The sequence below is a fragment of the Methylomonas montana genome (assembly GCF_030490285.1).
In the GTDB taxonomy this organism is placed as follows: domain Bacteria; phylum Pseudomonadota; class Gammaproteobacteria; order Methylococcales; family Methylomonadaceae; genus Methylomonas; species Methylomonas montana.
In genome coordinates, this window is record NZ_CP129884.1 from 1380871 (window position 1) to 1393275 (window position 12405).

General features: G+C 53.1%; 12 protein-coding genes. 9 read left to right on the forward strand and 3 right to left on the reverse strand.

All coding sequences use genetic code 11. From position 1 onward, the window contains the following. Window positions 1-2 precede the first annotated feature (2 nt). From parE to QZJ86_RS06560, 7 genes are all read left to right on the forward strand, one after another. On the forward strand, window positions 3-1892 hold the full coding sequence (gene parE, locus QZJ86_RS06530; protein WP_301937460.1) for a DNA topoisomerase IV subunit B: 1890 nt from the start codon (window positions 3-5) through the stop codon (window positions 1890-1892). Between the two features lie 60 nt (window positions 1893-1952). Then, window positions 1953-3275 (forward strand): TRZ/ATZ family hydrolase, encoded by a 1323-nt coding sequence (locus QZJ86_RS06535; protein WP_301937461.1) that lies wholly within the window; start codon window positions 1953-1955, stop codon window positions 3273-3275. Between the two features lie 136 nt (window positions 3276-3411). Next, the gene (gene ubiG / locus QZJ86_RS06540) at window positions 3412-4119 is read left to right on the forward strand and encodes a bifunctional 2-polyprenyl-6-hydroxyphenol methylase/3-demethylubiquinol 3-O-methyltransferase UbiG (protein WP_301937462.1); all 708 of its coding nucleotides are present in this window, start codon (window positions 3412-3414) and stop codon (window positions 4117-4119) included. A 6-nt stretch (window positions 4120-4125) separates the two neighbouring features. Further along, a complete protein-coding gene (locus QZJ86_RS06545; RefSeq protein ID WP_301937463.1) occupies window positions 4126-4797 on the forward strand; it encodes an HAD family hydrolase in 672 nt (223 codons plus the stop codon). Beyond that, entirely contained in the window at window positions 4788-5516 is a 729-nt protein-coding gene (locus QZJ86_RS06550; protein ID WP_301937464.1) for an SDR family NAD(P)-dependent oxidoreductase, read from the forward strand. Before QZJ86_RS06545 ends, QZJ86_RS06550 begins: the two co-directional genes overlap by 10 nt. Window positions 5517-5524: 8 nt before the next feature. Continuing rightward, entirely contained in the window at window positions 5525-6073 is a 549-nt protein-coding gene (sufT, locus tag QZJ86_RS06555) for a putative Fe-S cluster assembly protein SufT (RefSeq protein ID WP_301937465.1), read from the forward strand. A 149-nt stretch (window positions 6074-6222) separates the two neighbouring features. Further along, on the forward strand, window positions 6223-7110 hold the full coding sequence (locus tag QZJ86_RS06560) for a GGDEF domain-containing protein (protein WP_301937466.1): 888 nt from the start codon (window positions 6223-6225) through the stop codon (window positions 7108-7110). 42 nt (window positions 7111-7152) lie between these two features. On the opposite strand, the gene lolA is transcribed toward QZJ86_RS06560, so the two are convergent. Further along, window positions 7153-7776: an outer membrane lipoprotein chaperone LolA gene (lolA, locus tag QZJ86_RS06565; protein ID WP_301937467.1), complete on the reverse strand. Its 624-nt coding sequence runs from the start codon at window positions 7774-7776 to the stop codon at window positions 7153-7155. Between the two features lies 1 nt (window position 7777). After that, a complete protein-coding gene (gene mrcB, locus QZJ86_RS06570) occupies window positions 7778-10105 on the reverse strand; it encodes a penicillin-binding protein 1B (protein WP_301937468.1) in 2328 nt (775 codons plus the stop codon). A 166-nt stretch (window positions 10106-10271) separates the two neighbouring features. Between mrcB and QZJ86_RS06575 the strand changes: the two genes are divergently transcribed. After that, entirely contained in the window at window positions 10272-11522 is a 1251-nt protein-coding gene (locus tag QZJ86_RS06575) for a glutaredoxin family protein (RefSeq protein WP_301937470.1), read from the forward strand. An 89-nt stretch (window positions 11523-11611) separates the two neighbouring features. Then, on the forward strand, window positions 11612-11881 hold the full coding sequence (locus tag QZJ86_RS06580; RefSeq protein ID WP_301937472.1) for a PilZ domain-containing protein: 270 nt from the start codon (window positions 11612-11614) through the stop codon (window positions 11879-11881). On the opposite strand, the gene QZJ86_RS06585 is transcribed toward QZJ86_RS06580, so the two are convergent. After that, entirely contained in the window at window positions 11882-12403 is a 522-nt protein-coding gene (locus QZJ86_RS06585) for a putative metalloprotease CJM1_0395 family protein (protein ID WP_301937474.1), read from the reverse strand. Window positions 12404-12405: the final 2 nt, after the last annotated feature.

Sequence of the window (12405 nt, forward strand, 5' to 3'; positions counted from 1 at the left end):
CAATGAGTAACGAATATAACGCCGCGGCAATTGAAGTACTGAGCGGCCTGGACCCGGTGCGCAAACGTCCCGGCATGTATACCGACACCACGCGCCCGAATCATTTGGTGCAGGAAGTGGTGGACAACAGTGTCGATGAAGCGCTGGCCGGCCACGCCGACACCATCAATGTCGTGCTTTATAAAGACGGTTCAGTGCGGGTGGACGATAACGGCCGGGGCATGCCGGTGGATATTCATCCCGAACAGGGCATTCCTGGCGTGGAAGTAATCCTTACGCAGTTGCATGCCGGCGGTAAATTCTCCAACAAAAACTATCAATTCTCCGGCGGCTTGCACGGCGTCGGCGTGTCTGTGGTCAACGCCTTGTCGGAAAAACTGCTGGTTGAAATCAAGCGCGGCGGCGGTGTCTATCAAATGGAATTTGCCGGCGGCGACAAAGTCAGCGAATTGCAGCAAAGCTGCACGGTCGGTAAGAATAACACCGGCACCAGCGTGCATTTTTGGCCGGACGGCAAGTATTTCGATTCTAACCGGGTCTCGGTCAGCAAGCTGAAGCATGTGTTGCGTGCCAAGGCGGTACTGTGCCCAGGTCTAAAAATCACCTTGAATTCGGAACTCAGTGACGAGCAATTCGAATGGTGTTACCAGAATGGCTTGCAGGAATATTTGTTGGATAGGGTCGGTGACGCCGAGATTTTTCCGCAACCGCCGTTCATGGCTAACATGGTGGCCAGCAACGAAGCGGTGGAGTGGGGCATCGTCTGGACGCCGGATAGCTTGCCGGAAACCATCGCCGAGAGTTATGTTAATTTGGTGCCCACCGCGCAGGGCGGCACCCATGTCAACGGCCTGCGGGCCGGCTTGACCGAAGCGATGCGCGAGTTTTTAGACTTTCGCAACCTGCTGCCGCGCGGCGTGAAGATCGCCCCGGAAGATGTCTGGGAGAGTTGTCACTTTGTGTTGTCGGTGAAACTGGAAGATCCGCAGTTTTCCGGACAAACCAAGGAAAGGCTCAGCTCGCGCGAATGTGTGACTTTCGTGTCCGGCGTCGCCAAGGATACTTTCAGCTTGTGGTTGAATCAGCATCCGCAGGAAGGCGAGAAAATCGCCGAAATCATATTGGCTAGCGCGCAGAAGCGCTTGAAAGCCGGCAAGAAAATCGTCCGCAAGAAAATCACCAGCGGCCCGGCCTTGCCCGGCAAATTGGCGGATTGTTCCGGGCAGGATCTCAGTCGCACCGAACTGTTTCTGGTCGAGGGCGACTCGGCCGGCGGTTCTGCCAAGCAGGCTAGAGATAGAGAGTTTCAAGCTATTATGCCCTTGCGCGGCAAGATCTTGAACACCTGGGAAGTCGATTCCGGCGAAGTGATGGCATCTCAGGAAGTGCATGACATCGCCGTGGCATTGGGCATAGAGCCGGACAGCAACGATTTGCAAAATCTGCGCTACGGCAAGATCTGCATCCTGGCCGATGCCGATTCCGACGGCAATCATATCGCAACGTTGATTTGCGCGCTGTTTTACCAGCATTTCAATGCACTGGTCAGGGCGGGGCATGTATTCGTGGCGATGCCGCCGCTGTATCGGGTGGATGTCGGCAAGAAGGTGTTTTACGCGCTCGATGAATCCGAACGTCTGGGCGTATTGGCGAGGATCGAAGCCGAAAAACTCACCGGCAAGATCAACATCCAGCGTTTCAAAGGCCTGGGCGAGATGAATCCGTCGCAACTGCGGGAAACCACGATGAATCCAGACACCCGCCGCCTGGTGCAGTTAACGGTAGCTGAAAACGACGATACCCGCGAGCAGATGGACTTGTTGCTGGCCAAGAAGCGCGCTGGTGACCGTAAAAGCTGGTTGGAGGAAAGGGGTAATCTGGCGGAAGTCTGAGGCCGGCGCGTTTGGCGGTTAACGCGGTATAATCGCCAGCTTTTTAAGCCGAGAAAAAGCATGCAGGTCGATCTTCTCATTCAAGCGCGTTGGATAATACCGGTAGAGCCGGAATCGGTGATTCACGAGAACTACAGTCTGGTGATCGATGACGGCAGAATAGTCGATTTGTTGGCTAACGATCTGGCATTACAGAAATATCAGCCGCGCAACATCGAACGGCTAGACCAGCACGCATTGATTCCCGGCCTAATCAACTGTCACACCCACTCGGCGATGTCCTTGTTACGCGGTATCGCCGACGATCTGCATCTAATGGATTGGTTGCAAAACCACATTTGGCCTGCCGAGCAAAAATGGGTCAGCGAAGCCTTCGTTCGGGACGGTACCGATCTGGCGATCGCCGAAATGCTGCGTTGCGGGACGACTTGCTTTAACGATATGTATTTCTTTCCGGAAATCGTCGCGCAACAGGCAGTACAGCACGGCATTCGCGCCAATGTCGGGCTGATTGTTTTCGATTTTCCAACGGTCTGGGCGGAAAACGCCGATGCTTATCTGACCAAGGGCTTGGCCTTGCACGAGCAACTTCGTCATGAAGCATTGATCAGCACTTCGTTTGCACCGCATGCACCCTATACCGTATCGGACGCGCCGCTACGCAATGTCATCACTTATGCCGACGAGATGAATCTGACCGTGCATATGCATTTGCATGAAACCGCGCATGAGGTTGAAGAGCAAAAAAATAAAAACGGTCAAACGCCGTTGCAACGTCTACACGAACTGGGTTTGCTGACGCCATCGTTTATCGCGGTACACATGACGCAATTATCCGCCGAAGATATCCAGCTTTATGCGGAAACCGGCGGCCACATCGTCCATTGTCCGGAATCGAATTTGAAACTGGCCAGCGGCTTTTGTCCGGTGGCGCAATGTCTGGCCGCCGGCATCAACGTCGCTTTAGGTACGGACGGTGCCGCCAGTAATAACGATTTGGACATGCTGTCTGAAATGCGCACAGCGGCGTTGCTAGGGAAGGGGGTGGCGGGAGATGCCAGCGCGGTGTCGGCGATGACAGCATTGCAAATGGCGACCATCAATGGCGCCAAGGCCTTAGGGTTGGATGCGGAAATCGGTTCGCTGGCCATCGGTAAAGCCGCCGACGTGGTGGCAATAGATCTGAGCGAGCTGGAAACTCAGCCTTTGTTCAATCCGCTGGCGCAAATCGTCTACGCTGCCGGTCGGCATCAGGTATCCGATGTTTGGGTGAGCGGAAAACAGCTGTTGAAAAAGCGCGAGTTGACTTCTTTGGATTTGCCGGCGCTTAGACAAAAAATCAAGCTTTGGCAGGCGCGTTTGCAAGAGCATCCTTCAAGCTGATTGGCCTTTTGCCGTCTAGTTAAAAAGCCTTATACCGTTCATGCCCGACAGTGATTACGAAAACCGTGCGAAAGTTGGAGCATGACGAATAACCTAGTAATACAGTAAACTATAGCCCCATGAACAGGTTGGCATTATGACAGCGACAGAAAACGTACATCCACACGAAATTCATAAATTTGGTTCGCAGGCCGAGCGCTGGTGGGACCCGAATGGCGAGTTTAAAACCTTACACGACGTCAATCCCTTGCGTTTGCAATTTATTCGACAATATGCCGATTTGCAGGGTAAGCGGGTAGTGGATGTCGGTTGCGGCGGCGGTATTCTTACCGAAGGGTTGGCGAAAGCCGGCGCGGACGCTTTGGGTGTCGATTTGAGCGAAGACTTGCTGGATATTGCCGATTTGCATGGATTGGAAACCGGTGTGAACGCCAGTTACCGGAAAATCAGCGCCGAACAGCTTGCCGAGGAACAGCCAGCTGGTTTCGATCATGTCACTTGCATGGAAATGTTGGAACACGTGCCCGACCCGGCGTCCATCATCGCTGCTTGCGCGACGCTGGTTAAACCAGGCGGCATGGTGTTTTTTTCCACATTGAACCGGGTGCCGAAAGCTTGGCTGCTGGCTATCGTCGCCGCCGAGCACGTACTGAAAATGGTGCCTAAAGGCACACACGACTATAAAACCTTTATCAAGCCTTCCGAATTGGGACAAATGGCCAGAAGCGTCGGGCTGGAGTTACAGGGCATGGTTGGTATCGAATATAAACCGTTCAGTAAGCAATTTAGCCTAGGCAAAGATATCGACGTGAATTATATCGCCGCGTTTCAGCGTTCCGAGTGACGGCGCATGACTGCATTTAAACTGGATTGCGTATTGTTCGACCTCGATGGTACCCTCGTCGATACCGCGCCGGATTTGATCGCCTGTTTAAACAAGACCCTAGCGGCGCACGGTTTTCCCGAAGCGCCTGAGGAAACGGTACGGCCTTTCATTTCCCACGGCGCATTGCCAATGATCAAGCACTGCGTGAGCGTGGGCGACAGCCTGGCGCAATGCATGTTGGAGTTCATGCTGGATACCTATCAGCACAATATTGCCGAGCACAGTCGATTTTTTCAGGGCATTGCCGACAGTTTGGTTGCCATAGAACAGCTGGGTTTGAAGTGGGGCGTGGTCACCAATAAGAAAGCCCGCTTTACCGTGCCGCTGATGGATGCGATGCAACTCAGCGAGCGGGCGGCCTGCATTGTCAGCGGCGATACCACGCCCAATAGCAAGCCGCATCCCGAACCGATGCTGGCCGCATGTCGGCAAGCCGGCGTATCGCCCGAGAACTGCGTGTATATCGGCGATGCCGTGCATGATATTACCGCCGGCAAACGCGCCAATATGAAAACTTTGGCGGCGTTGTATGGCTATTTGAAAAGCGATGATCAACCCCACACCTGGGGGGCCGACGCCTTGATCGAACAACCTCCACAATTGATGGAATGGATACACGCTAATTTATGTCATTAAGCAATAAGGTTTTACTCATCACTGGCGCCGGCGGCGGTCTGGGCGGTACGGCGGCGCTGGCTTTAGCCGGGCAGGGCGCGCAAATTATTCTGCTGGATAAAAGCATCCCAAAACTGGAAAAAGTCTACGATGCGATTGTCGCTGCCGGCGGCCCGGAACCGGTGATGTATCCCTTCGATCTGGCCGGTGCTAGCGAAGCGCAATACGAAGAAATGGCCGATGCAATAGTGCAACGCTACGGTGCTTTGCATGGCGTATTGCATGCGGCGGTGGAATTTAGCGCTTACAGCCCGATCGCCAACTACAAAACCAAGGATTGGGGGTATGCCTTAAACGTCAACCTCAGCGCGCCTTTTTTATTGTGCCGGGTGTTGTTGCCGGTATTGCAGCGCAGCGAGCATGCTTCCATCGTGTTTATCTCCGATTCCTCGGCGCGCAAAGTCCAGGCTTATTCGGGCGCTTACGGCGTGTCGAAAATCGCGCTGGAAGGCTTCGCCGGTATTCTAGCGGCCGAACTGGAAGCCGGGCAAAAAATCCGGGTGAATACGGTGGTGCCGGGGCCGATCGATTCGCCGTTGCGCAAACGAGCCTATCCTGCCGAAGACAAAGCCTTGATTCCGGCCATGAACAGTCTGGATCCGCTTTATATTTATTTATTCGGCGATGCCAGTATCGGTACGACTGGCCAAATTATTGACGCACAAACTTTTAAACCCTAAAAATTGTTATGGCAGACAGAGAAGTTGTTTTTTTAACCCGCGACGTCAATATCGTCACGATTCCGGACGGCCATCACGGCACCCTTAACAAGGGACAGGAAGTGACGATACATCAGGCCTTGGGCAGCAACTATACCGTGGTTACGGATTACGGCCACATGGTCAGGGTTGCCGGCAGCGATGCCGATGCACTAGGTAAGGAAGCTCAGCATTTGCAAACATTGGTATCCGAAACCGACCGGAAGGCCGTCGAGCAAAATTGTTGGGAAGTGATGAAAACGGTTTACGACCCGGAAATCCCGGTCAATATCGTTGATTTGGGCTTGGTTTACCATTGCGGCGTCACGCCGAATGCGGAAGGCGGTAACGATGTGCATATCCAGATGACGCTAACCGCGCCTGGTTGTGGCATGGGCCCGGTCATTCAGAGCGACGTCGAGAAATGCATCCGAGCATTGCCGGGCGTCAGCTCGGTGGATGTCGAAGTGGTGCTGGACCCACCCTGGTCGCGGGAAATGATGTCCGAAGTGGCTCAGGTGCAACTCGGCTTATTTTAGGCGGCGGCAAAGCGGCGGAAAATTGCCGCTTTTCGATGACTAAGTTTGTAATTTTTATATAACAAATTGTTTTTTATGTAAAAAAATAGTATTGGCATGCTCCTGGCTTAACTTCTCTTGAACCTTTGATTCAAGACTCGGGGAATGTCATGAAAGAAAAAGCAGCCGGATTAGCCGTTGTCAGTAATAAAACCTTTGAAGCGTCGACTGCGGTCAATTTGCATCACTACGATATCAGTAGCGCGCTGCAGACCACATTGGAATTTAACGAGCTGATCGGTATTTTCTGCAATAAGATTCAACATACCATTCCGCATAACGGCGTCGAATATTACAACGAGGAATTCGATCTAGCATTCAAGCGCGGTGTCATGGCCCGTCATTCTTGCTCCTATGCCTTAAAAGTGGAAGAGCAGCAGTTGGGCGAATTAAAACTGACCCGCAGCAACCGTTTCAGCAAGGAAGAGCTGAAAATGTTGGAGAGTCTGTTGTGTTGTCTGATTTATCCTTTAAGAAACGCCACCCTGTTTCAGCAGGCGCTGAAAATGGCGTTTACCGATCCCTTAACCAAAGCCAATAACCGCACGGCGTTTAACGATACCTTGTTGCGTGAGATTAAGCGCGCGCATCGTGGCGGACAGCATTTGTCGCTGATTTTTGTCGATGTCGATAACTTCAAGAGTATTAACGACGATTACGGTCATGGTTGTGGCGATTTGGCGCTGGCGTCGCTGGCTGCTTGGCTAAAAGACAGTGTACGCGGCAGCGACGCGGTATTTCGTTATGGTGGGGAAGAATTCGTGATTTTGCTTGGCGATACCGATATCGATGGCGCGACGCTGATCGCCGAGCGGATCCGCGCCGATATAGAGTCGCATACCATAGCTTATGGCATGGATGTACTCAATCTGACCGCAAGTCTGGGAATTGCCACATTAAAAGGCAGCGATAGCGCGGACTCATTGATTAAGCGGGCGGACGCGGCCATGTATGAAGCCAAGAGGCAGGGCAGAAATAGGGTTGAGATTAGCTATTAGCCGTTACGCGGTTGGCGAGCAAGCCAACCGCAGCAGGATGGATTAGTTTTCAAATACGTCCGCGCCTTTCGGGGCTTTAAAATTAAATAAAGCGTCGTCCAATTTAGGGTTTTGCTGGATATTGGAAAAATAAATTCGGGTCAATTGCCCAAAATTATCGCTCAGTTCCATACCACCTAACTGGTTGCCGTTCAGGCCAATCAGGATGTATTTGAAACCGCTTTCTTCGTTTTTCGGCAGCAGTTTGACCCAGTTCATCCCGTCATCCTGGCCTTGCTCCTCCAGGATAAATTTTTCCTCGATATCGACTTCCCCAGTCAACAACAAGGCCGGCGTGGAGCCCAGCGAATCATCCAGCTGCTTGACCGTCACTTGCTCCAGATCGGCGTCATAAAACCAGACTTTGCCAGCATTGGAGACGATTTCCTGTACAAACGGTTTTTGATAATTCCAACGAAATTTGCCCGGCCGGCTCAAGTAAAACTTGCCGAAACTATTCTGGGCGGGGCGGCCGCTCTTATCGAAACTGATTTGTTTGAAATCGGCCGACAACGCGGAGTTGCTGGCTAAAAAGCTTTTCAGTCTAGCGATCGGGGCTTCCTCGGCCCAAGCGGGTTGAATGGCGGCGATCAGGAAAATCAGCGTGCGAAGGATTTTATGCAACATATTAAAAAGGGTTCAGGTTATTAAGCCAGCTTTCGCCGGATTCCGAGTTAGCCGCGCAGTCGGCCAGCTGGCTCGGCGCCGAGCCTTCCACGAACGGCATTAATTTCGCGCCAGCACAGGTTTCATTGCTTAGCAGGCCGCTGGCCGGGTCTATCCAGGTCATTTGCACATTATCCGGCGGCACTAGACTGACCGGTTTTTTGGATACCTGCCGCATCAATTCCGACCAAATTTGCAGTGCGCCGCTGCCGCCGGTGAGGCCAGTGGGTTTGTTGTCATCGCGACCGATCCAAACCACTGACAGAAAATCCCCGCTAAAACCGGCAAACCAGCTGTCCCTCAACTGGTTGGTGGTGCCTGTTTTACCGATCAGCGCCATGTTTTGCGGCAGATAATTATATGCAGAGTGGCCGGTGCCGGCGTACATCACTTCCTGCAAAATGGTGTTGGTGATAAAAGTTGCGGCTGGATCGACCGCCTGGCGTACCGTGAACGGATAGCTTTGCAAGGCTTTGCCGTCGGCGGCGTTCACCGCGCGGATCGAACGCAACGGCGTTGCGAAGCCGTCGCCGGCCAGGGTTTGATACAGCTGAGTGACTTCCAGCGGCGTCAACGGTTGAGCGCCGAGCAGAAAGGATGGGAACAAATCGACCGGCCGGCTGACGCCCATGCTTTTCAGCGTGTTAGCGACTCTGGCCAGACCGACGTCCATACCGATACGCACCGTCGCCATATTGTAGGAGTGAGCGAGGGCGCTATGCAGCGGTACGATGCCGTGTTCCTGATTGTCGTAATTGTCTGGCGACCAGATCTTGCCTTTTTCCGCTTCGATTTGCAGCTCGGTATCGCTGACTGGGGTGGTTATGGTGTAACGGTCCGGGTATTCCAGTGCAGTTAGATACACCACCGGTTTGATTAGCGAGCCTATCGGTCTGACGGCGTCCAAGGCGCGATTGAAGCCGGTTGAAGCCGAATTGCGGCCGCCGACCAGCGCGACGATTTCGCCGCTGTCTCGGCGGGTGACGATGGCAGCGCTTTCCAGGTCGTCGCTTTTTGGACTTTTCTCCAGCTGCTTAAGCTTGCGAGCGATGGATTGTTCTAATGCGTCTTGAATACGAGTGTCCAAGGTCGTGACGATGCGCAGGCCTTCGGACGTCAGGTCTTCTTCCTTATATTCCTGTTTCAGCTGGCGTTTGACCAGATCGATGAAATCCGGGTAACGGTTGGCGGAGCGGTGGATGACCGTGGCGACGCCGAGCGGTTGTTTTTTCGCTTCGCTAACTTGCTGCGCATCGACATAACCCTCGCTTTGCATAGCATCCAGGACGATGTTGCGGCGCTCCAGCGTGTGTTCCGGATTGCGGCGCGGGTCATATTCGGAAGGTCCGCGTACCAGAGCCACCAAGGTCGCGACTTGATGTAAATTCAGCGTTTTTAAAGATTGGCCGAAGTAAAATTCGCTGGCCAGGCCGAAACCATGCACGGCGCTGGCGCCGTCTTGGCCCAGAAAAATTTCGTTCAAATACGCTTCCAGAATTTCGTCCTTGCTAAACCGATATTCCAGAATCAAGGACATCAAGGCTTCTTTGAGTTTGCGGCGCAGGGTGCGTTTAGGGTTCAGGAAAAAGTTTTTCACCAACTGTTGAGTGATAGTACTGCCGCCTTGCACCATGCCGCCGGCTTTTAGATTCGACCACATCGCCCGGACGATGCCCTTGGGCGAAATACCGAAATGGTTATAAAAGTCCTTATCTTCGGTAGACAGCAAACCTTGCACCAAGGTTTGCGGCGCCTCGTCCAACTTAATCAGAATCCGGTCTTCCTTGCGGGTCGGGTAAAAACTGCCGATTTGCACCGGGTCCATCCGCACGATGGCCAGATTCTCGCCTGTGCCGGCGTCGGTCAGGCTGACGATGCCGCCGCTGCTAAAATTAACGCTGATTTTACGGCTTTCCTGAGGCGTGTCGCCGAAGTTGAACGCTCGGGTGCGGACATTGATCGTGCCGCCTTTCGTATAATACGAGCCTTCGCCGGCCAGTTGATTATCCTGGCGATAATGCAATTCCAACAATAAGTCTTCCAGATTTTTGCTGGATATTTCGTAACCGGCATACAGTTCGACCGGGCTGGCGTAGACTCGGGCCGGAATCGACCAACGTTTGCCTTCGAATTGCTCGCGTACCGTGTGATCGAGATAGCCCACGTAAGCGGCCAGCACGAAGCCCGCGAACAAGATCAGCGGAATCAGGATGCGTGTTAACCACGATGATTGAGGTTTCGATTTTCTACGTCTAACGGTCGATTTGTTGCTTCTGGGTCGTCTTGCCATTCAGTCGGTGTGTGATGTGATCACGCTGCCGGCGTTCGGCGGCATGTGCGTGTGGATAGGGGACGATAATCGTACCTGCTGGTTGGCAGGTTCATTATGCTTGCTATTATCTAATAAAATCGATTTGTCCGCACAGATTGCTGGAGTTAATCAAGGGAGATTGCTGATGAAAGTGATGAAAATAGTTTTCGAATGCTCAGCGATGTCGGCGTTGGTGATGATGCGCCTGGTTTTGGGGTTGTTGATCGGCATCGCGACGACGGCAAATGCCCAGGCCGACGGACATTTCGAAAAACCGGCGGATATAGAAGCCTTCGTTCGCGATGGCTGTCCGCATTGTGAACAAGCCGAACAGTTTCTGGCTATTCTGCAACGCGAACAACCGGATCTGCGGATTGCGATTCGTAACGTTAATCAAGAACCGGCTGCCTTGGAGCGGCTGAAGGCGATTATCGAATCCCGAAATAGTGGACTAATCAGGCTGCCGGCGTTTGTGGTCCGAGGTGAATTAATAATCGGCTACGCCGATGAAACCTCCAGCGGCGCACTGATTCGCAACGCCTTGCGCAGCAGTGCGAATCAGGCGCCGGCATCCGCCGATGACGCCGGCAGTTGTGAAGTACAGTCCAGTGTGTCGTGCGAAGCGTCTATCAGCGAGGAAGCGTCGCCGACGCCGAATCTATTTGCCGTGACGTGGTTTGGCCGGCGTATCGGCCTTGAAGAAGTCGGGTTGCCGGCGTTTACGTTGGCGATGGGGTTGTTGGACGGTTTTAATCCCTGCTCGATGTGGGTGCTGATTTTGATGATCTCGATGCTGGCGCCGATGCATAATCGGCCCAGGATGTTGGCGGTGGCCGGGACGTTTGTCGCGGTGGAAGGGCTAGCCTACTTTATGTTCATGGCCGCTTGGTTAAACCTGTTTTTGCTGATCGGCTTATCCAGGGCGTCCGAGTTGGCGATTGCCGGTATTGCTATTTTTGCGGGTTTTATTAATCTTAAAGATTTCTGGGCATATGGTGTGGGAATTTCATTGTCGATACCCGCATCGGCCAAGCCGGGAATCTACGTCCGTATTCGTCGTGTTCTCCAGGCTGAAAATCTGGCGGGAGCGATGTTGGGTGCGGTGGTGCTGGCCTTGTTGGTTCAGATGGTCGAGTTACTGTGTACGTCTGGCTTTCCGGCCTTATACACACGCATCTTGACTCTTCGACAACTCCAAGGCCTAGATTATTACGGTTATTTGCTGTTGTACAATTTGGCGTATATGCTGGATGACGTGATCGTGCTGGGGATAGGCATTATCACGCTGAGTCAGCATCGTTTGCAGGAAAAGGAAGGTCGCTGGCTGAAATTGCTGAGTGGTTTGGTGATGGTGGGCTTGGGGATTTATTTATATTTACGAGGCTGGGTTGAGTAGATATTGTCTTGTTGGCAGCTTGATGTTTGACAGGATCATGCTATTCATTCCACGACTTGTATTGAAACCAAAACGACATAGGGGATTTCGTGACCAATAACAAGCGCAGGCATCCTCGCCTAACGCATCGTGCCAAAATCAGGATAACTGTGCCGGCTTCGTCGGAGCCCGTCATCGCCGACATGCGGGATTTTTCCGAAACCGGACTGTTCTTATTGTGCACCGAAGAATTAATGCCACCTATCGGGACTGTCATAAAAGTGCAAACTACCGAATTCGACGACGCACCGATTCAAACGGCTACCGTGGTGCGGATAGAGCCGGATGTGGGGTTTGGTTTGGAGTTTTTGCCAGTTTGATCAGGCTTTGATGTCGATCAGCTGGCCGTTGCGACTGGTATCTTGTCGCAGCATTAATAGTTCAGTACGCGCCTTATTAGCCATCGCACTGGCCTTGGCGGCGATACTTTGATCCTGACCCGACGGATTGGCGGGTGCCAAGGCTGCGCGGCGTATTGTTTCCGCTTTGAGCAGAGTGGCTTGCGGATCGCCAGGAACCTCCGAGGTATCGATACTGACCTCGCCGCCACTGACGTAGCGTTGACCGTCCGGACCGGTGGTGTACTTAAACTGTACACCGCTGACGGCAAGACCGCCGGCGGAACTTAAATGCGCTTGCTCATGATTGCGAACTTCCTGGTCGCGCGATTTCAGTTCTTGAATCTGGCGGTGCTGATCAGCGCTGAGTTGCTTACCGTTTGCAGTTTCGTCGCCGGATAGTGGCTCTATCGTTCTAATTAAGGGCTTATCGCCAGACGTAACAATAGCCTGGCTGTAAAGGCCGTAATAATGGGGTAGGCTGGAAGTGGCGGTTACAAGCATGC